The 25204-nt window shown below is 66.3% G+C and carries 25 protein-coding genes; 11 read left to right on the forward strand and 14 right to left on the reverse strand.

From position 1 onward, the window contains the following. Positions 1-6: 6 nt before the first annotated feature. Both CBM2588_RS18010 and acnB read right to left on the reverse strand, forming a co-directional pair. Positions 7-1566: an ABC transporter substrate-binding protein gene (locus CBM2588_RS18010; RefSeq protein WP_115681792.1), complete on the reverse strand. Its 1560-nt coding sequence runs from the start codon at positions 1564-1566 to the stop codon at positions 7-9. Between the two features lie 559 nt (positions 1567-2125). Beyond that, positions 2126-4717 (reverse strand): bifunctional aconitate hydratase 2/2-methylisocitrate dehydratase, encoded by a 2592-nt coding sequence (gene acnB, locus CBM2588_RS18015; protein WP_115681793.1) that lies wholly within the window; start codon positions 4715-4717, stop codon positions 2126-2128. A 479-nt stretch (positions 4718-5196) separates the two neighbouring features. On the opposite strand from acnB, the gene fliL reads away from it, so the two are divergent. The 8 genes from fliL to nadC all read left to right on the forward strand — a co-directional run bounded on the left by fliL (position 5197) and on the right by nadC (position 10609). Next, positions 5197-5688, forward strand: coding sequence for a flagellar basal body-associated protein FliL (fliL, locus tag CBM2588_RS18020; RefSeq protein WP_115681794.1), 492 nt, complete (start codon positions 5197-5199; stop codon positions 5686-5688). A 57-nt stretch (positions 5689-5745) separates the two neighbouring features. Then, entirely contained in the window at positions 5746-6765 is a 1020-nt protein-coding gene (fliM, locus tag CBM2588_RS18025; RefSeq protein ID WP_012355214.1) for a flagellar motor switch protein FliM, read from the forward strand. Further along, complete coding sequence (gene fliN, locus CBM2588_RS18030; protein ID WP_115681795.1) at positions 6758-7198, forward strand: flagellar motor switch protein FliN; 441 nt, start codon at positions 6758-6760, stop codon at positions 7196-7198. The genes fliM and fliN overlap by 8 nt, the downstream gene beginning before the upstream one ends. Beyond that, complete coding sequence (fliO, locus tag CBM2588_RS18035) at positions 7195-7650, forward strand: flagellar biosynthetic protein FliO (protein ID WP_115681796.1); 456 nt, start codon at positions 7195-7197, stop codon at positions 7648-7650. The genes fliN and fliO overlap by 4 nt, the downstream gene beginning before the upstream one ends. Beyond that, positions 7647-8471, forward strand: coding sequence for a flagellar type III secretion system pore protein FliP (gene fliP, locus CBM2588_RS18040; RefSeq protein WP_439897450.1), 825 nt, complete (start codon positions 7647-7649; stop codon positions 8469-8471). The genes fliO and fliP overlap by 4 nt, the downstream gene beginning before the upstream one ends. A 38-nt stretch (positions 8472-8509) precedes the next feature. Continuing rightward, positions 8510-8779: a flagellar biosynthesis protein FliQ gene (gene fliQ / locus CBM2588_RS18045; protein WP_115681797.1), complete on the forward strand. Its 270-nt coding sequence runs from the start codon at positions 8510-8512 to the stop codon at positions 8777-8779. Between the two features lie 67 nt (positions 8780-8846). Next, on the forward strand, positions 8847-9632 hold the full coding sequence (gene fliR / locus CBM2588_RS18050) for a flagellar biosynthetic protein FliR (RefSeq protein ID WP_115681798.1): 786 nt from the start codon (positions 8847-8849) through the stop codon (positions 9630-9632). 143 nt (positions 9633-9775) lie between these two features. After that, on the forward strand, positions 9776-10609 hold the full coding sequence (nadC, locus tag CBM2588_RS18055; RefSeq protein WP_115681799.1) for a carboxylating nicotinate-nucleotide diphosphorylase: 834 nt from the start codon (positions 9776-9778) through the stop codon (positions 10607-10609). A gap of 124 nt (positions 10610-10733) precedes the next feature. Here nadC and CBM2588_RS18060 read toward each other — a convergent pair whose 3' ends face one another. Then, complete coding sequence (locus CBM2588_RS18060) at positions 10734-11279, reverse strand: MarR family winged helix-turn-helix transcriptional regulator (protein WP_115681800.1); 546 nt, start codon at positions 11277-11279, stop codon at positions 10734-10736. 353 nt (positions 11280-11632) lie between these two features. Between CBM2588_RS18060 and phnN the strand changes: the two genes are divergently transcribed. Next, on the forward strand, positions 11633-13438 hold the full coding sequence (gene phnN / locus CBM2588_RS18065; RefSeq protein WP_115681801.1) for a phosphonate metabolism protein/1,5-bisphosphokinase (PRPP-forming) PhnN: 1806 nt from the start codon (positions 11633-11635) through the stop codon (positions 13436-13438). Positions 13439-13481: 43 nt separating this feature from the next. Next, complete coding sequence (locus tag CBM2588_RS18070) at positions 13482-14474, forward strand: tripartite tricarboxylate transporter substrate binding protein (RefSeq protein ID WP_115681802.1); 993 nt, start codon at positions 13482-13484, stop codon at positions 14472-14474. Between the two features lie 26 nt (positions 14475-14500). Here CBM2588_RS18070 and CBM2588_RS18075 read toward each other — a convergent pair whose 3' ends face one another. From CBM2588_RS18075 to CBM2588_RS18085, 3 genes are all read right to left on the reverse strand, one after another. Further along, positions 14501-15730 carry an RtcB family protein gene (locus tag CBM2588_RS18075; protein WP_115681803.1) on the reverse strand — a complete coding sequence of 410 codons (1230 nt, stop codon included), beginning with the start codon at positions 15728-15730 and terminating at the stop codon, positions 14501-14503. Positions 15731-15854: 124 nt separating this feature from the next. After that, positions 15855-16169 (reverse strand): type II toxin-antitoxin system RelE/ParE family toxin, encoded by a 315-nt coding sequence (locus CBM2588_RS18080; protein ID WP_115681804.1) that lies wholly within the window; start codon positions 16167-16169, stop codon positions 15855-15857. 3 nt (positions 16170-16172) lie between these two features. Continuing rightward, positions 16173-16373, reverse strand: coding sequence for a hypothetical protein (locus tag CBM2588_RS18085; RefSeq protein ID WP_115681805.1), 201 nt, complete (start codon positions 16371-16373; stop codon positions 16173-16175). 68 nt (positions 16374-16441) lie between these two features. Here CBM2588_RS18085 and CBM2588_RS18090 point away from each other — a divergent pair, with 68 nt between their 5' ends. Beyond that, the gene (locus tag CBM2588_RS18090; RefSeq protein WP_269462454.1) at positions 16442-16828 is read left to right on the forward strand and encodes a LysR family substrate-binding domain-containing protein; all 387 of its coding nucleotides are present in this window, start codon (positions 16442-16444) and stop codon (positions 16826-16828) included. A gap of 12 nt (positions 16829-16840) precedes the next feature. Here the strand turns inward: CBM2588_RS18090 and CBM2588_RS18095 are convergent, their stop codons facing one another. The 8 genes from CBM2588_RS18095 to CBM2588_RS18130 form a co-directional block, all read right to left on the reverse strand. Beyond that, positions 16841-17803, reverse strand: coding sequence for a threo-3-hydroxy-L-aspartate ammonia-lyase (locus CBM2588_RS18095; protein ID WP_115681806.1), 963 nt, complete (start codon positions 17801-17803; stop codon positions 16841-16843). A 113-nt stretch (positions 17804-17916) separates the two neighbouring features. Beyond that, positions 17917-19545 (reverse strand): methyl-accepting chemotaxis protein, encoded by a 1629-nt coding sequence (locus CBM2588_RS18100; RefSeq protein ID WP_115681807.1) that lies wholly within the window; start codon positions 19543-19545, stop codon positions 17917-17919. Between the two features lie 264 nt (positions 19546-19809). After that, positions 19810-20883, reverse strand: a complete 1074-nt coding sequence (gene dmpG / locus CBM2588_RS18105; RefSeq protein ID WP_115681808.1) for a 4-hydroxy-2-oxovalerate aldolase — start codon at positions 20881-20883, stop codon at positions 19810-19812. Positions 20884-20913: 30 nt separating this feature from the next. After that, positions 20914-21858: an acetaldehyde dehydrogenase (acetylating) gene (locus CBM2588_RS18110; RefSeq protein WP_115681809.1), complete on the reverse strand. Its 945-nt coding sequence runs from the start codon at positions 21856-21858 to the stop codon at positions 20914-20916. Positions 21859-21903: 45 nt separating this feature from the next. Next, positions 21904-22164: a 2-hydroxymuconate tautomerase gene (locus CBM2588_RS18115; protein WP_269462455.1), complete on the reverse strand. Its 261-nt coding sequence runs from the start codon at positions 22162-22164 to the stop codon at positions 21904-21906. Beyond that, positions 22133-22921 (reverse strand): 2-oxo-3-hexenedioate decarboxylase, encoded by a 789-nt coding sequence (dmpH, locus tag CBM2588_RS18120; RefSeq protein WP_115681811.1) that lies wholly within the window; start codon positions 22919-22921, stop codon positions 22133-22135. The genes CBM2588_RS18115 and dmpH overlap by 32 nt, the downstream gene beginning before the upstream one ends. A 30-nt stretch (positions 22922-22951) precedes the next feature. Next, positions 22952-23734, reverse strand: coding sequence for a 2-oxopent-4-enoate hydratase (dmpE, locus tag CBM2588_RS18125; protein ID WP_115681812.1), 783 nt, complete (start codon positions 23732-23734; stop codon positions 22952-22954). Between the two features lie 8 nt (positions 23735-23742). Beyond that, positions 23743-25197 carry a 2-hydroxymuconic semialdehyde dehydrogenase gene (locus CBM2588_RS18130; RefSeq protein WP_115681813.1) on the reverse strand — a complete coding sequence of 485 codons (1455 nt, stop codon included), beginning with the start codon at positions 25195-25197 and terminating at the stop codon, positions 23743-23745. Positions 25198-25204: the final 7 nt, after the last annotated feature.

The following is a 25204-nucleotide window of genomic DNA, read 5'->3' on the forward strand; positions in this document are numbered from 1 at the left end:
GTTCGTTCACTTCGCAGCCTTCCACTTGGCCAGATAGAGACGTGGCATGCCATCGGCGGCCTGAGGGAAGTTCAGATCCGGCGCCAGAACGAAGTTCTGGGTAAATTCAAAGAGAGGCACCCAGTACGCCTGGTCCTGAATGCGGCTCACCGCCTCCCGCCCGAGCGCCTTACGCGCGGGGACATCCGTGGTGGATAGGAACTGTTCGAGAGTCGAGTACAGTCGTTGGTCGTGATGGAAGTCACTGGGCGAACCCTTGCCGAACAAATTGGGCAAGAGCGCCCCGGCGTCCGCGACGCCCAAGGAGCCGTTGTTCTCGAAGTACGCTGAGATCTGGTTTTCGTCGCGCGCCTTGACCACAGCGGGAGACTTTGCAACGCGCAGATTGGCATTGATTCCAGCCCTTCGCCACATAGCGACGACGGCTTCCAGCGTTTCCTTCTCACGCGATGCCCAGAGATCGAACTGGACGCCATTCGGATAGCCTGCCTCGGCGAGAAGTTGCTTAGCCTTTTCGATGTTGTAGTTGTACTTGGTGACATCCTGGGCGCAGCCAAATTGTATCGGCAGGCATGGGGTATAGGCGGGCGCTGAACGTCCGCGAATGAGTTGCTTGGTGAGCGCATCCCGATCCACTGCGTAGTTGAGAGCCTGCCGTACCTTCAGCTTGGTAAAAGGATTGTCCTTTCCAGTGCGCCCTGCCGCGTCCATCACGATGAACCCGATGCGCATGGACGGCGATGCCACAAAGACGGCTTGCTTCGTACTTGCCACCTCATCGGCAATGTCCGTGGGAATGTTGTATGTCCAATGAACACCACCGGAAATCACCTCGGCTACCTGGGTTGCATAGTCTGGAATCACCTTGATGCGGATGCGAGGGATTTCCGGCGTGCCTTTAGGGGAGTCCTTCCGATAACCGGCAAATCTTTCCAGCACAATCTCCCGGCCTGGCAGGAACGACATGACCTTATAGGGCCCAGTCCCTACCATTTTTCGGGACTGCGCCTCGACATCCAGGCCGCTCGGCGTCCCCGCCTTGTCATAAGTGCCCTTCTTGACAACACGACCTGTTGTTGCGAGGAAATGCAGCACCAAGGGATTGGCACCCTTCATGCGGAACACCACCGTACCAGGCGCTTCACCCTTCTCGACTTTCGCAAGCCACCGCGTAAACTGATCCCCTTTCTTCGCGGTGCTTTTCGGATTGATGATGGACTGGAACGTATAAACCACGTCGTCCGCTGTCACCTTGCTTCCGTCATGGAACTGGACGTCCTCCCGCAAGGTGACTTCCAGAACGGTCGGCTCGAGATATCGGTAGCTCTTTGCCAGCAAGGGAGTCGGCTGCTGCGTCGCTGGATCGATGTAGAAGAGAGAATCATCAATCAAGAGACTGAGGATTTCGTTCTCTCGGGACGTGGCGTTGAAGTTGTCCAGTACGAGTATTTCTCTTGCGACCGCAGCCACGAGCGTTCCGTCTGCGGGCTTTGCCTCCACCGCAATTGGCGAGATGCAACCGCAAAGGATGGAGAGGGCGACCAAATTCCTGCGAATTCGTTTCATGCTCTGTTGTCCCGTGAATGCTGGTGAAGAATCATACCGGCCATACTGGTATGACCAGATGGGGAAACTATAGTCCGTCGCTTTGAATACTGTCAAAGCAGGGTTTTCCCGCCCTCAGCCTATCAAGGCGGCCTCTTAGTGGACGGACGGTCTAGCTCGGCACATGACCCCACTACAAATTGCGGATGCCGACTGCAAGTTGCGGAAAACAACATCATCACTGCGGAGGCAGGTCCGAACATCCTGAGGACTCTGACTCAGTCTCCTGCATCAAGCACGCTATGGAGGCCAGATGCACACAATGGCGCGACTATGGAGACCCCTTGGCGACAAGGCGGCAGCCTATTTGCGCATAATGCACAAAGGTCAAAAATCGAAAGGGCAACCCTAGGGGTTGCCCTTGGCAAAACGCTCGAGTCTGGCTACGCATTAGTAGGAGCCAATGCCACGCCCGTTGCGGTTTCCCGGCAATCGGAGGGCGGCCATTGGCGTTAGCTACACATATTGGGGCTCTGTAATGCTTAGAGCCACCTCCTCATGCCAGCTCGCCTACGGCAACTTACACCGTGACGCCGTCGGCCACTTCCTTGAAGTCCTCGATCTGGTCGAAGTTCATGTACTTGTAGATCTTGTCGCCATTCTGGTTGATGACGCCAATATCGGCCATGTATTCGTCCTTGGTCGGGATGCGGCCCAGGCGCGAGCAGATCGCCGCCAGTTCGGCGGAACCCAGGTACACGTTGGTGTTCTTGCCCAGGCGGTTCGGGAAGTTGCGGGTGCTGGTCGACATCACCGTCGCGCCTTCGCGCACCTGTGCCTGGTTGCCCATGCACAGCGAGCAGCCCGGCATTTCGGTGCGGGCGCCGGCAGTGCCGAACACGCCGTAGTGGCCTTCCTCGGTCAGCTGCTTCTGGTCCATCTTGGTCGGCGGTGCCACCCACAGCTTGACCGGGATGTCGCGCTTGCCTTCCAGCAGCTTGGAAGCCGCGCGGAAGTGGCCGATGTTGGTCATGCACGAACCGATGAAGACTTCGTCGATCTTGGCGCCGGCCACGTCCGACAGGGTCTTGACGTCGTCCGGGTCGTTCGGGCAGGCCACGATCGGCTCATGCACGTCGGCCAGGTCGATCTCGATCACGGCGGCGTACTCGGCGTCGGCGTCCGGCTCCAGCAGCTTCGGATCGGCCAGCCACGCTTCCATGGCCTTGATGCGGCGCTGCAGGCTGCGCGGGTCCTGGTAGCCCTGGGCGATCATCCACTTCAGCAGCGTGATGTTGCTGTTGATGTATTCGATGATCGGGTCCTTGTTCAGGCGCACCGTGCAACCGGCGGCCGAACGCTCAGCCGAGGCGTCCGACAGTTCGAACGCTTGCTCGACCTTCAGGTCGGGCAGGCCTTCGATTTCCAGGATGCGGCCCGAGAAGATGTTCTTCTTGCCTTGCTTGGCCACGGTCAGCAGGCCTTGCTTGATCGCGTACAGCGGGATCGCGTTGACCAGGTCGCGCAGGGTCACGCCCGGCTGCATCTGGCCCTTGAAGCGGACCAGCACCGATTCCGGCATGTCCAGCGGCATCACGCCGGTGGCGGCGGCAAAGGCCACCAGGCCCGAACCTGCGGGGAAGCTGATGCCGATCGGGAAGCGGGTGTGCGAGTCGCCGCCGGTGCCGACGGTGTCGGGCAGCAGCATGCGGTTCAGCCAGGAGTGGATCACGCCGTCGCCCGGGCGCAGCGAGATGCCGCCGCGGGTGCTGATGAACTCGGGCAGGGTGTGGTGGGTCTTGACGTCGACCGGCTTCGGATAGGCGGCGGTGTGGCAGAACGACTGCATCACCAGGTCGGCCGAGAAGCCCAGGCAGGCCAGGTCCTTCAGCTCGTCGCGGGTCATCGGGCCGGTGGTGTCCTGCGAGCCCACCGATGTCATCTTCGGTTCGCAATAGGTATTCGGGCGGATGCCCTTGCCTTCCGGCAGGCCGCAGGCGCGGCCAACCATCTTCTGGGCCAGCGTGAAGCCCTTGCCGGTATCGGCCGGGTTCTGCGGCAGGCGGAACAGCGTCGACGGGGCCAGGCCCAGCGCTTCGCGCGCCTTGGCGGTCAGGCCGCGGCCGACGATCAGCGGAATACGGCCGCCGGCGCGGACTTCGTCGAACAGCACGTCGGACTTGACCTTGAACTCGGCGATCACTGCGCCGTCCTTCAGGGCCTTGCCTTCGTACGGGCGCAGCTCGACCACGTCGCCCATTTCCATCTGCGACACGTCCAGCTCGATCGGCAGCGCGCCGGCGTCTTCCATGGTGTTGTAGAAGATCGGGGCGATCTTGTTGCCCAGGCACACGCCGCCGAAGCGCTTGTTCGGGATGAAGGGGATGTCTTCACCGGTGAACCACAGCACCGAGTTGGTGGCCGACTTGCGGCTGGAACCGGTACCGACCACGTCGCCCACGTAGGCGACCAGGTGGCCCTTTTCCTTCAGCGACTCGATGAACTTGACCGGGCCGCGCTTGCCGTCTTCTTCCGGCTGGAACGCAGCGCCTTCGCGCTTGTTCTTCAGCATGGCCAGCGCGTGCATCGGGATGTCGGGGCGGGTGGTGGCGTCCGGGGCCGGCGACAGGTCGTCGGTGTTGGTTTCGCCCGGCACCTTGAACACGGTGATGGTCAGGCTTTGCGGCACTTCCGGACGGCTGGTGAACCACTCGGCGTCGGCCCAGCTTTGCAGCACGGCCTTGGCATTGGCGTTGCCCTTGTCGGCCTTCTCCTTCACGTCGTGGAAGGCGTCGAACATCAGCAGAGTCTTCTTCAGCGCATCGGCGGCGACGGTGCCGACTTCGGCGTCGTCCAGCAGCTCGATCAGCGGCGAGATGTTGTAGCCGCCCAGCATGGTGCCCAGCAGCTCGGTCGCCTTGGCGCGCGAGATCAGCGCGCACTTCTCTTTACCCAGCGCCACGGCGGCCAGGTACGAGGCCTTGACCTTGGCGGCGTCATCGACGCCGGCCGGCACGCGGTTGGAGATCAGGTCCACCAGGGTCTGTTCTTCGCCGGCGGGCGGGTTCTTCAGCAGTTCGATCAGCTCGGCCGTCTGCTTGGCAGTCAGGGGCAGAGGGGGGATGCCAAGCGCGGCGCGCTCGGCCACATGTGCGCGATAGTTTTCAAGCATGGGAACCTGCTGAGTAATTAGGTTTAGAAAGACTCGGTACGTCGCGATTGTAGTCCGAAGCGGCTCCTTGGTCAAATGTCTTATATCTTATATAAGAGTAATAAAGTAAAAATTCATGTGAAACAAAGACTTGCAGGATGGATGAGTGGCAGTTTTGCATGAACGGCTACCCGAGTAGCGTAGTAGGGAATGAGGAAGACGGGGCAGCGGCCAGTCGCGGCCCCGCTGCCCAGCGCGTACGTCCCGCTCGGACAGGACGCGCACCGCTCCGCCTCCCGCGCCCCCCGACGCCCTCAAGTTCCCCGGCCAACCAGCGTTAACCACCCTGCAGGCGCGCAGCACAACGGCGCCCGCTCGCGTAGCCGTGCCTGCTCCCTTTCCGCTCAAATGGCCAAGCTGAAAGGGTTTCCCCCTTTTTTTCGGCCCTTTGCTGGCCTGCGATTCCGGAAGAATGGCAGGCATTCCGATACAGGCTTCTCATGGCGAACACGGCTTCCCCTCCCCGGACTGGCAACACAGGCAAGCGCGGCCGGCTGCTGCTGATCGGCGCCGGCGTGCTGGTGGTGGCACTGGGTGCCGGAGGCTTCGTGCTGGGCAGCGTGCTGAGCAACCGCCAGCCGGCGGCGCCCGCCGCGCCCGCCGCTCCGGTTGTCCCGCCGCCGATCTTCGTGCCGCTGGACGCGTTCACCGTCAACCTGCGCAGCGAGGACGGCGACCGCTTCCTGCATACCGGGCTGTCGCTGAAGGTGGCTGACGCCGCCACCCAGGCGCGCCTGGCCCAGTACCTGCCCGAGGCGCGCAGCCGCATCCTGCTGTTGCTGTCCGCGCGGCAGCCGGCCGAACTGGCCACCGTCGACGGCAAGCGCAAGCTGGCCGACGACATCCGCGACACCATCAGCAAGCCGTTTGCCAGCGGCCTGCCGGCGCAACACGTGCTGGACGTGCTGTTCACCTCGTTCGTGGTGCAGTAAGCGCAAGCCAGGGCAGCACGTTTCATCCATAACGCCGCACAAGGGGCAGGACACTAGATGGCCTACGACAAGTTCCTCTCGCAAGACGAGGTAGACGAGCTGCTCAAGGGCGTATCCGGCGAGGCCGATACGCCCAAGGCCAGCGAGACTGCGCCCGACGAAGGCGGGGTCCGCCCCTACAACCTGGCGACGCAGGAACGCATCATCCGCGGCCGCCTGCATACGCTGGAAATCATCAACGAGCGCTTTGCGCGCTCGCTGCGCACGGCGCTGTTCAACTTCATCCGCCGCGGCGCGGACATCTCCGTGGGCAGCGTCAGGATCGAGAAGTTCGGCGATTTCGCGCGCAACCTGCCGATGCCGACCAACCTCAACCTGGTCCACCTGAAGCCGCTGCGCGGCACCGCGCTGTTCGTCTACGACCCCAACCTGGTCTTCCTGGTGGTCGACAACCTGTTTGGCGGCGACGGCCGCTTCCACACCCGCGTGGAAGGCCGCGACTTTACCCAGACCGAGCAACGCATCATCCAGCGCATGCTGGAGCTGACGCTGACCAGCTACGGCAATGCCTGGCGCACCGTGCACCCGATCGAGACCGAGTACATCCGCTCGGAGATGCACCCCAAGTTTGCCAACGTCGCCACGCACAACGAGGCCGTGGTCACCACCGCCTTCCACATCGAGCTGGGCGCCGTCGGCGGCCAGCTGCACGTATGCCTGCCGTACGCGATGATCGAGCCCCTCAAGGACCTGCTGATGAATCCGCTGCAGGACGAGAAAGAGGTCGACAAGGGCTGGGTCACGCAGCTGTCGACGCAGCTGCGCGCGGCCGAGGTCGAGCTGGTGGCCGAGTTCGCGCACCTGCAGAGCACCGTGGCCGAGGTGCTGGCGATGCGCGCCGGCGACGTGCTGCCGATCGAGCTGCCCGAGAAAGTGTTCGGCAAGGTCGACGGCGTGCCCGTGATGCAATGCGGCTTCGGCACCATGAACGGCCAGTACGCGCTGCGGGTAGAACGAATGATCAATCACCAGGACGGCGATTCCCACCTGGATACCGAGGACACCGATTATGACTGACGGCATCGAGGACAAGCCGGTCGACCCGATGGACGACTGGGCCAGCGCGCTGGCCGAGCAGACCAGCGCCACTTCCGCCGAGATCCCTGCCGCGCCTGCGGCGGCCACCGCCACGCCGGCCGCCGCCGCGGTCTTCCCGCCGCTGGCCAAGGAAGCGCCGAGCGGCTTCCGCAACGATATCGAGATGATCCTCGATATCCCGGTGCAGCTGACCGTGGAACTGGGCCGCACCAAGGTGCCGATCAAGAACCTGCTGCAGCTGGCGCAGGGCTCGGTGGTGGAGCTGGACGGCCTGGCCGGCGAGCCGATGGACGTGCTGGTCAACGGCTACCTGATCGCCCAGGGCGAAGTGGTGGTGGTCAACGACAAGTTCGGCATCCGCCTGACCGACATCATCACGCCGTCCGAACGCATCCGGAAGCTGAACAAATGACAGCCGCAACCCGCGCCCCGCTGGCTGCGCTTGCCGCGCTTCCCGGCGCCGCAATGGCGGCCGAAGGCACGCCGGCGCCAGCCATCAGCGGCGCGGCCAGCCTGGCGCAGGCCGGGCTGGGGCTGTTCGCCATCATCGCGCTGATCCTGGGCCTGGCCTGGATGGCACGGCGTGCCGGCCTGGTGCGCCACGCCACCGGTGGCGCGATGAAGGTGGTCGGCAGCACCATGCTGGGCGCACGCCAGCGCCTGGTGCTGGTCGAGGTCGGCGATACCTGGCTGGTGCTGGGCGTCAGCCCCGGCGAGATCCGGCCGCTGCACACCATGGCGGCAGGGTCGCCGTCCACCAGCCAGACCGGCGCGCACGTTGCCGCCGGACCGTCGCAACCGCCCACCGGCGGCAGCTTTGCCGAGAAGCTGCTGCGCTCGATGCAGGCTCAATTCAAATCATGACTTACCCGCGTGCCACGCTGTGGCGACCGCTGCCGCGCCCTGCCCGCGCCGCGCGCCCGGCCTCGTTGTTGTCCTTGCCGCTGCTGTGCCTGCTGGCGCTGACGCTGGCCATTGCCGTGCTGGCGCCCGCGCAAGCGTGGGCCCAGGCGCTGCCCGGCGTCATCAGCAAGCCCGCCCCGGGCGGCGGCCAGATCTGGTCGCTGCCGGTGCAGACGCTGGTGCTGCTGACCTCGCTGTCGTTCCTGCCCGCGGCGATGCTGATGATGACCGGCTTCACCCGCGTCATCATCGTGCTGGGGCTGCTGCGCAACGCACTGGGCACGGCCACCTCGCCGCCCAACCAGGTGCTGGTGGGGCTGTCGCTGTTCCTGACCTTCTTCGTGATGTCGCCGGTGTTCGACCGCGTCTACAACGACGCCTACAAGCCGCTGTCCGAAAACAAGCTCAGCCTCGAAGCCGCCGCGGCCAAGGCTGCCGAGCCGCTCAAGGCCTTCATGCTGCGCCAGACCCGCGAGAAAGACCTGGCCATGTTCGCGCAGATGGCCAAGGCGCCCGAGATGCAGGGGCCGGAGGAAGTGCCGCTCAGCATTTTGGTGCCGGCCTTCGTCACCAGCGAACTCAAGACCGCGTTCCAGATCGGCTTCACCATCTTTATCCCGTTCCTGATCATCGACCTGGTCGTCGCCAGCGTGCTGATGGCGATGGGCATGATGATGGTGCCACCGGCCACCATTTCGCTGCCGTTCAAGCTGATGCTGTTCGTGCTGGTGGATGGCTGGCAGCTGCTGCTGGGTTCGCTGGCGCAGAGCTTCATGAGCTGACGCCGGCCGCCAGCGCCAGCCATTTCTTCGCAAGAGCCATGACCCCAGAGACCGTAATGACCATCGCCACCCAGGCGATGAAGATGACCCTGCTGCTGGCCGCCCCGCTGCTGCTGGTGGCACTGGCCGCCGGCCTGCTGGTCAGCCTGTTCCAGGCCGCGACCCAGATCAACGAGATGACGCTGAGCTTCATCCCCAAGCTGATCGCGCTGTTCGCCACCATGGTGCTGGCCGGCCCGTGGATGATCAATGCGATGGTCGACTACATGCGCGAGGTGTTCCAGGGCATTCCCGCGCTGGCGCACTGACGGCGGCCGCCATCTCGGGCCCGCCACCATTACCCCCTCCGCCCTCCCTGCCCGTTGACCCGCCGCCGTGATCGAGTTCACCTCAGCCCAGCTCTACGGCTGGCTCGCGGCTTTCCTGTGGCCGTTTTTCCGCATCCTCGCGCTGATCGGCACCGCGCCGCTGTTCGGTGAGTCGACCATCCCGCGGCGCGCCAAGATCGCGCTGTCGGCAATGATCGCGATGGTGGTCTCGCCCACCATCGCCCAGCTGCCGGTGGTGCCGGTGTACTCCTTCGGCGGGCTGATGATCATCCTCAATGAAGTCGGCATCGGCCTGGCCACGGGCTTCGTCATGCGGCTGGTGTTTGCCACGGTGCAGCAGGCCGGCGAGATCATCGGGCTGCAGATGGGCCTGTCGTTCGCGTCCTTCTTCGACCGCGCCGCCGGCGGCCAGACCATGGTGCTGTCGCGCTTCCTGAACCTGGTCGCGGTGCTGCTGTTCCTGGCGCTCGACGGCCACTTGCTGATGCTGGGCGCGCTGGTCGACAGCTTCAACACCCTGCCCATCGGCGGCACCCCGCTGTCGGCAGGCGGCGCCCTGGCCGTGGCCCGCGCCGGCGGCATGGTGTTCGCCTCCGGCCTCTTGCTGGCGCTGCCGATGATCGCCGCCTTGCTGATCCTGAACCTGGCCATGGGCATCCTCAACCGCGCCTCGCCGCAACTGTCGATCTTCGCGGTGGGCTTCCCGGTGACGCTGTCGGGCGGGCTGCTGGTGCTGATGCTGGTGATGCCGCAGATGGGCAGCTACATGCAGCACATGATCGAGGCGGGGCTGGAGGCGGTGGGGACGGTGCTGGGGCAATTCGGGCGCTAGCGCGCCGGCGTGCCGCTTCCGGCGCGCATAAACTTAGACGTCGAATATTCCTTGACAGGGCGTGGCAAGGCGCTAGTATTACGCCATGTACTTCGATCTCTAAGATAATTGAGGTACGACACCCACCGTTCAGGAGCCCTCACATGTACGACCTCTATGCCACCGACAAGCTGATCGACCTCTGGCTGACCGAAGACATCGGAATCTGCGACCTGACCGTCCAGACCATGATCGAACCGGGCGAGACCGGCAGCTTCTGCATGAACGCCCGCGAGCCGATGATCATCGCCGGCATCGACGTGGCGGCACGCATCTTCGCCCGTTACGATCCGGCCTTGTCGATCGACGTGCGCGTGGCCGACGGCGACAAGGTCGGCAAGGGCGCAGTGCTGCTCAACGTAAGCGGCAATGCGCGCAGCGTGCTGACGGCCGAGCGTACCGCGCTGAACATCATGCAGCGGCTGTGCGGCATCGCCAACCAGACCGCCACCTATGCGCAGGCCATTGCGCATACCAGGGCGCGCCTGATCGACAGCCGCAAGACCACCCCCGGCCTGCGCGCACTGGAGAAGCACGCGGTCACCTGCGGCGGCGGCCTGAACCACCGGCTGAGCCTGGACAACGGCGTGATGATCAAGGACAACCACATCGCGGTTTGCGGCAGCATCGCCGCGGCGGTGGAACGCGTGCGCCGCAAGCTGCCGGTGCTGACCAAGCTGGAAGTGGAATGCGACCGGCTCGAGCAGGTGCGCGAGGCACTGGCCGCCGGCGTCGACGTGATCATGCTGGACAACATGTCGGTGCCCGACATGAAGGAGGCGGTGCAGATCGTCAATGGCCGCACCAAGGTCGAGGCCTCGGGCGGCATCCGGCTGGAGACCATCCGGGCGGTGGCGGAAACCGGCGTCGACTACATCTCGACCAGCCGGATCACGCAGTCCGCGGCGGCCGTGGATATCGGGCTGGACGAAGCCTGAGCCCCTGAGCCCGGGAGCCTGCCCGCGACGGCGCCCGCACACCGTTTCACGCCTTCTACCCAAGGCATTCGCCCTCGCCGGCCGCGCCGGCGGGGGCCTTTTCATTGGCGATGGCCGCCTCGGGCTACAGGTCCGACAGCAGCCGCCCGACTTCCTGCGTCGACGGCACGCGCCGTCCGTTTTCCGCCGAGGCGATCTCGTCGGCAACCAGGCGCTTGGCGATGGTGATCAGGACCCGACGCGTGGTCGCCACGTCCTGTTCGCTCACGCCCTCCACACTCAGCGCATTGACCTCGGTCGCCAGCGGCTCGAGCTTGCGGCGCAGCGCGCGCCCGGTCTTGCTGAGAAACACATGCACCCTCTTCTTGTTGCCGGGCAGGTGCGTGCGTTCGACGTAGCCGAGCGCCTCCAGCGCCTTGACCGCCGCAAAGGTAGTGGGCTCGGTCACGCCGGCGCGCTCGCTCAGTTCGCGCTGCGACAGGCCGTCATGGCGCCACAGAATGCGCAGGATGGTCCAGTGGCCGTACGACACCGAATGTTCCGCCAGGCGCAGTTGCAGCGCCCGGATATAGGCGCGCGCGGCGTCCTTCACCAGGTGGGCAAGCCGCTCTTCGTCGGCTTCTTCCGGTGGCGTGATCGTGACCGGGGCATCCGGCTTTCTTGTGGCCATAGTGTTAAGCGGAAAGTGAAACGCATCCATGCGGCACCGGATCGACAGTGCCCGCAACAGCGCACATGATAGCGCCTCCACCGCGCGAGCGGCGTTGGCGGACCGCGCCGCCGCGCCCTCCAATGTAGCGTTCACTCCATCGGTGCGCCATGCGCGCATTGGCGGCACCAGGCACCGCAAACGCGCCCGCCGCGCCCCCGTGTTTTCCCCTACGAATGCTCGCATCCCGCGTGCCTGCTGGATCTTCGGGCGCTGGCCCGCTGCTTGCATAACCTTAGACATCGAACTTTTCTTGACAGTCGCGGGTCTGGTGCTAGCATTGCCAAACAACTTCGACATCTAAGGTATTGGCCATGAACGCGAGCGGCACGTTCTTCTTTGTGGTGGGCCCCAGTGGCGCGGGCAAGGATTCGCTGATGGACGGTGCGCGGGCGGCGCTCGATGAAAACTATGTATTCGCCCGGCGCGTCATCACGCGGCCCGAGGGTGCGGCCGGCGAGGCGCATGAGGGCGTCTCGGAGGCGGAGTTCGCGCGGCGCCAGGCCAACGGCGAGTTCCTGGTGACGTGGGATGCGCACGAGCTGCGCTATGGCCTGCCGCGCTCGCTGATGTCGGAGCTGGAGCGTGGGCGCAACGTCGTCGCCAACGGCTCGCGCGCCGTCATCGCGGAACTTGCGGGGCGCCTGCCGCGCTTCGTGGTGGTCCTGGTGACGGCGCCGCATGACGTGCTGGCACGCCGCATTGCCGCGCGCGGGCGTGAAGCGGGCGAGGAGGTTGCCAGGCGCGTGGCACGGACGGGTGCGGCGCTGCCTCCGGAAGTCCGGTGCATCACGGTGTCGAACGACAGCACGCTGGAGGTGGGCAAGGCCCGCTTCGTCCAGGCGCTGCGCCAAGGCACGCGCGCATCCAGTGACGGAGCACCGACCAGCCGCACCAACCTGATGGCCAAGCTGCGCGGCGAGCCACTCGACGAAGCCGCCTACGTCGCGGTGCTGCAGGACGCCATGGCGGGCCGGTACACCGAGTCCGAGCTGACCGAGTTCCTGGTTGCCGCGACCCGCTCGCTGGGCGACGAGGAGGTGGTGGCACTGGCACGTGCGCGTACGGCATTCACGCCCCGCATCGAATGGGACGAGCCCATCGTGGTCGACAAGCACTCCATCGGCGGCGTGCCCGGCAGCCGCATCACGCTGATCGTGGTGCCGATCGTCGCGGCGTACGGACTGGCCATGCCCAAGACTTCGTCGCGCGCGATCACCTCCGCTGCCGGCACGGCCGACGCCATGGAGACCGTGGCGCGCGTCGACCTGGCGCACGACGACGTGCGCCGTTGCGTGGCGCAGGCACGCGCCTGCATTGCCTGGAACGGTCGCCTCAACCATTCGGTGGTCGACGACGTGATGAACGCGATCACGCGCCCGCTGCGCCTGGACTCGCGGCGCTGGTCGGTGGCGTCGATCCTGTCGAAGAAATACACCGCCGGCGCGACCCACATCATCGTCGACCTGCCTTATGGCGCGCAGACCAAGCTGGCCACGCGCGCCGACGCCGAGGCATTGGGCGCGATGTTCGAGCATGTCGGCAAGGGGCTCGGCCTGCACGTGCGCGCGCTGGTGACCGACGGCAGCCGGCCGATCGGCCGCGGCATCGGGCCCGCACTGGAAGTGCGCGATGTGCGCCAGGTGCTCGCCAACGATGCCTGGGCCCCCGCGGACCTGCGAGATAAAGCCTTGCGCTTCGCCGGCGAAATCATCGCCTTCGATGCACGCGTGGGCTCGCCCGCTGAGGGCCTGCGCATTGCCACCGCGCTGCTCAGCGAAGGCAAGGCCAAGGCCGCATTCGACCGCATTGCCGCCGCGCAGGGCGCGCTACCCGAGCCGGTGGCGCCCGGTGCGCATACCTGCGTGGTAAGCGCGGCCATGCAAGGCCGCGTGGCCGCCATCGATGGGTTGCGCATCTCTGGGGTGGCGCGCGCCGCCGGGGCGCCGCGCGAGCTGGGTGCGGGCGTCGATCTGCTGTGCACAATCGGGGCAAAGGTGGCGCCAGGGCAACCCCTCTACCGCATCCATGCGGGCAGCGATGCGGCACTTGCGGCGGCCGCGGCGCTGGCACGCGCGGGCGGCGAGTGCAGCGAGGCGGTGCGTATAGATCCCGATTGACCGGCTTCCCCCTTCCCTTCACCCTAACCGACGAGGCATATCAATGAGACCCCTATCCGTCGTCCGCAGTCTGGCATCCCTGCTCCTTGTCGCAAGCAGCCTGACAACCGTGTCGGGCCGCGCCGAAGCGAACCTGGCGAGTACCTTCCCGCAGAAGCCCATCCGCATGGTGGTGACGTTCCCGGCCGGAGGAGGGACCGATTCGCTGGCGCGCCTGATCGGAGCCGACCTCAGCAAGTCACTGGGGCAGCCGGTGGTGGTCGACAACCGTCCTGGCGCCAGCGGCAATATCGGCGCGGAGTTTGTCGCCAAGAGCCCGGGTGACGGCTACACACTGCTGATCGTCAACAGCAGCTTCGCCATCAACCCGAGCGTCTTCAAGAAGCTGCAGTTCAATCCGAAGTCGGATTTCAGCGCGGTCATCACCTTCGCTTCGGTGCCCTCGGTGATCGCGGTGCCCGCGCACTCGAAGTTGCGCACGCTCAACGACCTGCTCACGGCCGGCAAGAGCAACACGCCGCCCAGCTACGCCTCATGCGGCAACGGCACGCCGCAGCACCTGGCCGGCGAGTTGCTGAAACTCTCGGCGAAGATCGACATGCTGCACGTGCCGTACAAGGGCTGCGCTCCGGCCATCGCCGACATGCTGGGCAACCAGGCCGAGGTCAGCGTCAATACGCTGACCAACACCATTCCCTACCTGAAGAGCAACAAGCTGCGCGCGCTGGCCGTCACGTCGAAGGCTCGCTCGCCGTTCCTGCCCGACGTCCCCACGGTCAGCGAGCTTGGCGTGGCCGGCTACGACGTCGACCAGTGGTTCGGCATCCTCGCCCCGGCCAATACGCCCCCCGAGATCGTACAGAAGCTGAACGCGGAAATCGCCAAGGCCATCGCCAAGCCGGAAATCAAGGCGTCGCTGACGCAACTCGGCTTTGCGACGACCACCAGCACACCCGCTGAATTCCAGAAGCTGGTGAACGCCGACATCGATCGCTGGCAGAAATTCACCGCCAAGATGAGCCTGGTCGTCGATTGAACATCGGGCGACCGACCACGCCTGCCCTATCCCTTCACGCACACCACCTGCCGCAGCGTATGCACCACCTCGACCAGGTCGGACTGCGCCGCCATCACCGCGTCGATATCCTTGTACGCCATCGGGATCTCGTCGATCACGGCGGCGTCCTTGCGGCACTCCACGCCTTGCGTGGCCTGCTGCTGGTCGGCCACGGTGAAGCGGCGCTTGGCCTCGCTGCGGCTCATGGTGCGGCCCGCGCCGTGGCTGCAGGAACAAAATGACTCCGGATTGCCCTTGCCGCGCACGATGAACGAGCGCGCGCCCATCGAGCCCGGGATGATGCCCAGCTCGCCGGCGCGCGCGCTGACCGCGCCCTTGCGCGTGACCAGCACGTCGGCGCCAAAGTGATGTTCCTTCTGCACGTAGTTGTGATGGCAGTTCACCGCTTCCAGCTGCGCCTGGAACGGCTTGCGCAGCACCCGCTGCGCCGCGCCCAGCACCGCCTCCATCATCAGTTCGCGGTTGCGGCGCGCGTAGGCCTGGGCCCATGACACCGCGTAGATGTAATCCTCGTAGTGCGAGGAGCCTTCCACCAGGTAAGCCAGGTCGCGGTCCGGCAGGTTGGCCAGGTGCTGGCGCATATCCTGCTGCGCCAGCGTGATAAAGGTCGTGCCGATCGCATTGCCGATGCCGCGCGAGCCGCTGTGCAGCATGAACCAGACCGACTGCGCCTCGTCCAGGCATACCTCGATGAAGTGGTTGCCGGTGCCCAGCGTGCCCAGGTGATTGCGATGGTTGGCGCGCGCCAGGTGCGGATATTTGTCGGTGATGCGGCGAAAGCCTGGCGCCATCTCGGCCCAGGCGGCGTCGACATGCGCCGGCGCGTTGCCCCAGGCACCCTGGTCGCGTCGCCCGCCCTGCGCGCTGCGGCCATGCGGCACGGCATGCTCGATCGCGCTGCGCAGCTGGCCCAGGTTGTCGGGCAGGTCGGAGGCGGTCAGCGAGGTCTTTACCGCCATCATGCCGCAACCGATATCGACGCCTACCGCCGCGGGAATGACGGCGCCAACCGTGGGGATCACCGAGCCGATGGTCGAGCCCTTGCCGAGATGAACGTCCGGCATCACCGCCAGATGGCGGAAGATGAACGGCATCCGGGCCGTGTTCACCAGCTGCTCGCGCGCGGCCCCCTCCACCGGCACGCCGCGCGTCCACAGCTTGACCGGCTTGCCGGCGCCGGTGTCGAGTACGTCGTATTGGGTCTTGCCTGACATGGTTGCCTTGGCCTTTATCGTCACGGTCTGGAGCTTAGAGAGCCCGGCCCGGCGAGGATTCCCTGGCAGTTACCCGCTCAACTAACCCGCTGCCGCGGATGTCGACGGTGCTCAGTGCGCCGGGTCAATGGGCAATCAGACTCGCCACGATGTCCCGGCGCTCATCCAGAACGCGCACGACGTCCAGCACCTCACCGCTCACGCGGTAGAACACCAGGAAGGGAAAGCGATCGAGGGACCAGACGCGCAGCGATGCGTCCGGAAGCAGATGGGCATAGCGGCGCGAGCCAACGGTCGGATGCTCGACCAGGAAGGCCAGCACGCTTAGCAGTTCGTCGGTAAAGGCCTCGCCAAGGCCTGACGCGGCATCGTCATACCAGTCTTGGGCCGCATCGGCGTCACCGCGCGCGGCGGGACGCAGCCTCAGGCGCAGCGCCACGGCTTAGCGTTTGCGGTTTTGCAGGCGGGCGCGGAACTCGGCAGCGAAATCTTCAACCCGCGCGTATTCGGTCCCTTCGCCGCTGTTGAGCCCATCCACGATGAGTTCATACAGACGACGTTCCGCCTCGTTCTGCGGACCAACGGCATCGGCAGCACGCGGCAGCAGGTACTTCGGCGAGGAGGGAGGAGTCAAGCGAGCCATACCGCATTCTACCAAGGGTAATCCTCCGGCTAGTCACCATCTTCCTTATCCAGAGCATCCAGAGCCTGCTGCAGCACTTCCAGGGGCCCAGGCGCGGACCGGTTGCGGCGCGGGAGCTTGCCGATCAGCCGTTCATCGTCCCGCAGTTTGCCGACGAGGAAGGATTCGGCTTCGCATTGACCGCGCTGGGAAAGGCGGGAGGCTTTACGCCACGTCTCGAGTATCGCGTGCAGGACTTCATTTCGGCCGCTAGCCTCGCCTCCGCGGGATACGGGGTCGCGATCGTGCCAGAGTCAATGCAGAACTTCTCGCAGCCTGGCGTCTTTTATAAACCGGTTACGGATTTCCGCCTGGCAGTCCATCTCGCGCTGGCCTATCGCCAGCGCGAGATGTCGCCCGCGGTCAGGGCCTTCGTGAAGCAAACCGTGGACGCGAGCATGGCGGCAAAAAGCTGAGCGCCGGCCGCCTTAGCCGACAAACCCCGCAAACGCCCCCAGATCCACATTCCCGCCCGACACGATGATGCCCACGCGCTTGCCCTTCACATCGAGCTTGCCATGCAGCACTGCGGCCGCGGCCAGGCAGCCGGTGGGCTCGGCGACGATCTTCATGCGGCCGGCGAAGAACTTCATGGTCTCTATCAGTTCGGCGTCCGACACGGTAGCGATGTCCGTGACCAGTTCGCGGATCACGGCAAAGGTGTGGTTGCCGAGGTAAGGCGTCTGCGCCCCGTCGGCAATGGTGCGCGGGGTGTCGATGCGGACGATCTCGCCGCTGCGCAGGCTGCGCTGGCCGTCATTGCCGGCCTCCGGCTCGACGCCGTACACGGCACAGCCGGGCGACATCGCCTGTGCCGCCACCGCGCAGCCGGACAGCAGGCCGCCGCCGCCCAGGCACACCACCAGCATGTCCAGCGGACCGGTTTCCTCGAACAGTTCCTTGGCCGCCGTGCCTTGCCCGGCCATCACGTGTGGGTGGTCGTAGGGCGGGATCAGCGTCATGCCGCGCTCTGCGGCGATGCGCCGGCCCAGGGCCTCGCGGTCGTCGCGGTAGCGGTCGTACAGCACCACCTCGGCGCCATAGCCGCGCGTGGCTTCGATCTTGATCGCGGGGGCGTCCTGCGGCATCACGATCACCGCCTGCACGTCCAGCAGGCGCGCCGACAGCGCGATCGCCTGTGCATGGTTGCCGGAGGAGAACGCCAGCACCCCGCCGGCCTTCTGCTGCGGCGTGAACTGGGCGATGGCGTTATAGGCGCCGCGGAACTTGAAGGCGCCGATGCGCTGGAAGTTCTCGCACTTGAAGAAGAGCTGCGCCCCCGTGGCTGCGTCGGCGGTGGCGGAGGTCAGCACCGGGGTGCGGTGGGCGGCCGCGCGGATGCGGTCGTGGGCGGCGACGACGTCTTCGAAGGAGATCGGCAAGTTCGGCATGGCGATGGCGGGGAAGAAGTGTAGCGGGACAGGCAAGTCTACCCGCCCCGCGCCGCCCATGCACCTGCCGGTTTGCTCGCCTCTCCCGCTTCGGGAGAGGGAGTACGGCGGCGCTACGCCGTCGCCATCGCACCCACCGCACGCGGCGCCAAACCGGGCGCCCCGACACGTGCACCACCCTCACCCGGCAGGCGGAAGAACGCCACCACCTCGCTCAGTTCGCGACCCTGCTCTTCCAGCGCGCGCGAGGCATTGGCCGCCTCGCTCACCAGCGACGCGTTCTGCTGCGTGACCTGGTCGATCTGCACGATGGCCTGGTTGACCTGCTCGATGCCGCGGGTCTGCTCGGCCGACGCCGTCGCGATCTCCTCGACGATGCCGGTCACGCGCGCCACCGCCTGGGTCACCTCGGCCATGGTCTGGCCGGCCTCGCTGGCTAGCGACGAGCCATCCTGCACCTGGCGCCCCGATGCCTCGATCAGCTCCTTGATCTCCTTGGCCGCGCTGGAGGAGCGCTGGGCCAGCCCACGCACCTCGCTCGCCACCACGGCAAAGCCCCGGCCCTGCTCGCCGGCGCGTGCCGCTTCCACCGCGGCATTCAGCGCCAGGATATTGGTCTGGAACGCAATGCCCTCGATGATGCCGGTGATCTCCGCGATCTTGTCCGAGCTGGCGCTGATGTCCTGCATCGTGCCGACCACGCGCTGCACCGTGGTGCTGCCGCGCTGCGCCACATCGGCGGCGCTGCGCGCGAGTTCGCTGGCCTGGCGCGCGTTCTCGGTGTTCTGGCGCACGGTCTCGGTCAGCTCCTCCATGCTGGCCGCGGTCTGCTCCAGCGAGGCCGCCTGCTCCTCGGTGCGGCTGCTCAGGTCGGCATTGCCGCTTGCGATCTCGCTGGTGCTGATGGCGATATTGCCGCTGCTGGCGCGCACGCGGGTGACGGTAGCGGTCAGGCGCTCGTTCATGTCGCGCAATGCCGCCAGCAACCGGCCGGTCTCGTCATGGCGGTCCACTTCGATGCGCGCGCCCAGGTCGCCGCCGGCGACGGTGCCGGCCACCTCCACGGCGCGCTGGATCGGGCGCGTGATGGCACGTGTGATCAGCACGCCGCCGGCCAGCGCAATGACCGCGGACACCAGCGAGATCAGGATCAGCAGGTTGCGCTGGCGCTCGTAGTCCGCCTCCAGCCTGCGCTCCATTTCCTTCTGCCGGGTCTTGGTGAACTCGGCGTAGGCATCGGTCGACTTGATCAGCGCCGCCAGCAACGGACGGCATTGCTTGTCGATCCGGCCGATGGCCTCCTCGATCTTGCGCTCGACTGCCAGCCGGACAATGCCGGTGGCGACCGGACCATACTGCGCCTCGACCTTGGCGACCTCCTCCACCAGCTTGCGCGCCTCTTCGCTGACGCCAGGCTGGCGCACCATCTCGCTGAGCCGCGCCAGCCGGGCCTGCACGTCTGCGTGCGCGCGCAGGGCATCAGCCTTCTCGCGCTCCAGCTCGGCAGCGTCCGTCACCAGCACCAGGTTGCGCGCCGCGATGGCACGCCGGTCGACCGCGTTGCGCACCTGCGCAGCCATTTCCGCCCGGGCATTCAACCCGTTCAGGTAGTCATTGAAACCCGCCGTCGCCTCGCCAAGCGCATGCAGCGAGTACGCCGACACCACCAGCACCACGCCCGCCAGCGTGCCGAACCCGGCCAGCAGCCGCGTGCGGATAGACAGACTCCTGAAAACACTCATGATCACTCCCCTTACCGTCCAAGAAGACGTATGCGCTTCCGTTGTTATGGTTCTAACCCTGTTGCATGCCCGACTTCGGCATGCCACTGCGCGCCCGTTCCTGCCGGTCGACACGGTGTGCGGGAGCGCCAGGGCACATGGCCCTGGCTGGCATCCGTGCTCTTTGTTGCGGGGGCTAACGGTAGCGAGCCGGTGAACTGTTCCCCACAAGAGTGGGGGGCGGGTGCAATTGGTGCGAGGGAGCGAAAAGCGGTGCGCCGCAGCTCACATGCCGGCGCCACTCGCGACGGCCGGCGTATCGCGCCGCGCCAGCAGGTCCAGCGCAACATCCACGATCATGTCCTCCTGTCCGCCCACCATGCGCCGCTTGCCCAGTTCGACCAGGATGTCGACCGTGCCCAGCCCGTAGCGCGCCGCGGCGGCTTCGGCGTGGCGCAGGAAGCTGGAATAGACCCCGGCATAGCCCAGCGCCAGGGTCTCGCGGTCGACGCGGACCGGGCGGTCCTGTAGCGGGCGCACGATGTCGTCGGCGGCATCCATCAGCGTGTAAAGATCGCAGCCGTGCTGCCAGCCCAGGCGTTCGGCTGCGGCGATAAAGACTTCGAGCGGCGCGTTGCCGGCGCCGGCGCCCATGCCGGCCAGGCTGGCGTCGATGCGATCGCAGCCTTCTTCCACCGCGACGATCGAGTTGGCCACGCCCAGGCTCAGGTTGTGGTGGGCATGCATGCCGGTCCGGGTTTCCGGACGCAGCACATCCTTGAACGCGCGAAAGCGCTCGCGCACGTCCTGCATGCCCAGCGCGCCGCCGGAATCGACCACATACACGCACTGGGCGCCGTAGCTTTCCATCAGCTTCGCCTGCTGCGCCAGCGCCGCGGGCGTGGTCATGTGGCTCATCATCAGGAAGCCGACGGTATCCATGCCCAGTTTGCGCGCGTATTCGATATGCTGGCGCGAGACGTCGGCCTCGGTGCAGTGCGTGGCCACGCGCACCACGCGCGCACCGGCGTCGTAGGCGGCGCGCAGGTCATGCACCGTGCCCACGCCGGGCAGCAGCAGCGTGGCCACGCGGGCATGGCGCACGGTTTCGGCCACGGCCGCAATCCACTCCAGGTCGGTGTGCGCGCCGAAGCCGTAGTTGAAGCTGGAGCCCGACAGCCCGTCGCCGTGCGCCACTTCAATCGAATCGACGCGGGCCGCGTCGAGTGCCGCGGCAATGCGGCGCACGTGTTCCAGGCTGTACTGGTGGCGGATCGCGTGGCTGCCGTCGCGCAGCGTCACGTCGGAGATATAGAGCTTCTTGTTGGGCGTGTTGGGCGTGCTGGACGGTAAGTTCATGTTCGTCTCCCTGCGGTGATTGGGCCGCGCTCAGGCGGACAGCCGGGTCGCGGCCAGGCGCTCGGCGCAGGCCAGCGCGGCGCTGGTCATGATGTCGAGATTGCCGGCATAGGCCGGCAGGTAGTGCGCGGCGCCCTCCACCTCGAGGAAGATCGAGGTCTTGAGCCCGCTCATCGGTCCCAGCCCCGGGATATTCAGCGGCGCCGAGGGGTCGATGCGCTCGAACTGCACGCGCTGCTTGAGCCGGTAGCCCGGCACGTAGGCCTGCACCGCCTGCGCCATCGCTTCGATGCTCGCCTCGATCGCCGCCGTATCGGCATCGTCAGACAAGGTGAAGACGGTGTCGCGCATCATCAGCGGCGGCTCGGCCGGGTTCAGCACGATGATGGCCTTGCCGCGCGCCGCACCGCCCACCGAGCACAGTGCCTGGCTGGTGGTCTCGGTGAATTCGTCGATATTGGCGCGCGTGCCCGGCCCCGCCGACTTGCTGGAGATCGACGCGACGATCTCGGCGTAGTGCACCCTGGCCACGCGCGACACCGCCGCCACCATCGGGATGGTGGCCTGGCCACCGCACGTGACCATGTTGATATTGGGCGCCGCCAGGTGCTGGTCGAGGTTGACCACCGGCACCACGTGCGGACCGATCGACGCCGGCGTCAGGTCGATCACGCGCACGCCGTGCTGCTGCAGCACGCGGTTGTGGTGCGCGTGCGCGCCGGCCGAGGTGGCATCGAAGGCGATGCGGATCTCGCCGAAGCCGGGCATGGCGACCAGCCCGTCGATTCCTTCCGCGGTGATCGGCACGCCCAGCCGCGCGGCGCGGGCGAGCCCGTCCGACGCCGCGTCGATGCCCACCATGGCGCCCATCTCCAGATGCTGCGATTGCCGCATCACCTTGATCATCAGGTCGGTGCCGATATTGCCCGAACCGATGATGGCCACCTTGTGCCGGGCGTTTGCTTTCATGTCCATGTTGCTGTCCTCTCCGTTGTCTTCGCTGTCTCCATTGCGCAGTGCTCAGCGCCCCAGCGCCTTGGCGGTGGTGCCGCCGATGCCGAACTGCGTCTTTGGCACCTCGGTGATCATCACGCGCACGGTTTCCACCGGCGCGCCCACCGCTTCCACCGCGGCATCGGTCAGCGCGCGGATCAGGCGCGCCTTCTGTTCGTCGGTACGGCCTTCGATCAGGAAGACCTGCAAGATCGGCATGGTGTGTCTCCTTTTTCCAGACGTTCGCGGCGCGGGATCAGGTGAAGCGCATCGAGACCGTGCCGAGATGCTGGTAGCGCACGGTGATGCTGTCGCCCGCGGCGACCGCGATGGCCTCGGTCACGCCGCCTGTCATGATGAAGGTCCCTGCAGGCAGCTCGTGGCCGCGCGCGCCCAGCATGTTGGCCAGCATGGCAACGCTGTTGGCGGGATGCCCCAGCACCGCGGCGCCGGCGGCGGTGGCGACCACCTCGCCGTTCTTCTCCAGCACCACGCCGAGGGTCTTCAGGTCGAGTCCGTCGGCGCCGCGGTGGCTGCCGCCGACAACGAAGCGCGCCGACGAGGTGTTGTCGGCAATCACGCTCTTCAGGTCGAAGCGGAAGTTCTCGTAGCGCGAGTCGATCACCTCTACCGCCGGCAACACGAAGTCGGTCGCGGCCTGCACGTCGCCGATATGGCAGCCCGGCCCCTTGAGCGGCGCCTTCAGCACGAAGGCGATCTCGGCCTCGACCTTGGGGTGGATCAGCGTGCCGGTATCGATGGCGGCGCCGTCCATGCAGGCGCCGTAGTCGGTGAGAAAGCCGTACACCGGCTCGCTCACGCCCATCTGGCGCATCTTGGCGAACGAGGTCAGGCCCATCTTTAGGCCGGCGATGCGGGTGCCGCGTGCCAACTTGCGCGCGCGGATCGCGTCCTGGATCGCATAGGCGTCGCCCCAGTCCATCTCCGGATGCGCGTCGGTGATCTTCGGCACGGCTTCCCGGTGCAGCTCGGCGTTCTCCAGATGCTCGGCCAGCCGGGCGATGGTGTCTTGCGTGAGGTTCATGGCTTTGTCCTGCTGAAGGGATGGAAGGGGTCAGACGAAGCGCACGCCGGCCGAGCCGATGCCGCCCAGGCTGATGCGCAGCTGGTCGCCGGCGGTCACCGGCACCATCGCGGCCAGCGAGCCCGACAGGATCACTTCGCCACGTTTCAGGCCAAGCCCCAGCCGGCCGAGCGTGTTGGCCAGCCACACCACCGCATTGGCGGGGTGCCCTAGCGCGGCCGCGCCGGCACCGGTGGCGACGATCTCGCCGTTCTTCTCCAGCGTCATGCCGACCGTGCCGAGGTCGAGCTGGCGCGGATCGACCGCCGCGTCGCCCAGCACGAACACGCCCGACGAGGCGTTGTCGGCAACGGTGTCCTGGATGCGGATCTTCCAGTCGCGGATGCGTGAGTCGACGATCTCGAAGCACGGCAGCACGTACGCGGTGGCGCGCAGCACATCGGCATTGGTCACGCCAGGTCCTTCGAGGTCGTCCTTGAGCACGAAGGCGATCTCGCCTTCGGCCTTGGGCGCGATCAGGGAATCGGCGGAAATGGCGGCGCCGTCGGCATACACCATTCCCGACAGCAAGTGGCCGAAGTCAGGCTGACGCACATCCAGCATGTCCATCACCACGCGGCTAGTCACGCCGATCTTCTTGCCGACCACGCGCTCCCCGGCGTCGAGCCGGTGCTGCACCATGGCGAGCTGGATACGGTAGGCGTCATCCAGGGTCAGGTCGGGACAGGACTCGGTCAGCGGCGCCAGCGGGCGGCGGCTCGCCAGCGCCTGGTGCAGGCTGGCGCCGAGTTCGCGGATTTGTTCGCTTTGCATGTGGAGGCTCACAGTTTGACGCAGACGTTGCGCAGCTCGGTGTAGAACTCGAGCGAATGGACGCCGCCTTCGCGGCCGATGCCGGATTGCTTCGCGCCGCCGAACGCGGTGCGCAGGTCGCGCAGGAACCACGCGTTGATCCAGCAGATGCCGACTTCCAGCGCGCTGCCCATGCGGTGCGCGGTGCCGAGGTCACCGGTCCACACGGTGGCGGCCAGGCCGTACGGCGTGGCGTTGGCCAGCGAGATGACTTCGTCCTCGGTGTCGAACGGCGCGAGATGGCAGCACGGCCCGAAGATCTCCTCGCGAATCACCGCGGCGCTTTCGGGAAGGCCGGTCCAGATGGTCGGCTGCACCCACGCGCCTTCGGCGAGCTTGCCGGGCATCTGCGGCACGCCGCCGCCAGTGACTACCGTCGCGCCTTCCTCGGCGGCCTTGCGGTAGTAGGACAGCACCTTGTCGCGGTGCTCGTGCGAGACCAGCGGCCCCATGTTGACGCCGGGTTCCGTCGGTGCGCCGAGCTTCAGCCCCTCGGCCCTGGCCTTGAGCGCGGCGACGAAGCGCTCGAAGATCGGGCGCTGCACGTAGACGCGCTCGGTGCCCAGGCAGACCTGGCCGCTGTTCTCGAATGCCGAGCGGGCGATGCCGGCGACGGCCTTGTCGAAATCGGCATCGGCAAAGACGATGCCCGCGTTCTTGCCGCCCAGTTCAAACGACACCGGACGCACGCCGTTGGCGGCGGCCTTCATGATCGCTTCGCCGGTGCGCGTTTCGCCGGTGAAGGTGATGCCGTTGACTTGCGGATGCGCCGTCAGGAATGCGCCGGCGGAATCCGGGCCAAAGCCGTGGACCACGTTGTAGACGCCCGGCGGCACGCCGGCCTCGTTCATGACCTCGCCCAGCAGCGTGGCGGTGGCGGGGGTTTCCTCGGACGGCTTAACCACCACGGTATTGCCGCAGGCCAGCGCGGGGCCGACCTTCCATGTCATCAGCAGCAACGGCAGATTCCACGGACAGACCACGCCGATCACGCCGCGCGGGCTGCGCACTGCATAGTTGATGGCCTTGCCGCCATCCGGTGTATCCATGGCGAAGCTTTCGGTGGGAACGTTGCGGATCAGGTCGGCAAAGACCTTGAAGTTGGCAGCGCCGCGCGGGATGTCGATATGACTGGCGAGCGCATAGGGCTTGCCGGTATCGGCGATTTCCGCCTGCACGAATTCCTCGAAGCGCCGGTTGATGCCGTCTGCCACCGCGTGCAGCAGTTCGACGCGCTGCGCCACGGTCATGCGGCCCCAGGGGCCGTGCAGCGCATTGCGCGCGGCTTGCACGGCGGCGTCGACTTCAGCCTGGCCGGCTTCGTGGACGTGGCCGATCAGGGCGTTGTCGGCGGGGTTGCGGTTCTCGAAGGTGCGGGTGGTGCCGACCCACTCGCCGTTGATGAAGTTCTTGAATTGTTTCATGTTGGTT

The organism is Cupriavidus taiwanensis, assembly GCF_900250075.1.
GTDB classification, from domain to species: Bacteria; Pseudomonadota; Gammaproteobacteria; order Burkholderiales; family Burkholderiaceae; genus Cupriavidus; species Cupriavidus taiwanensis_C.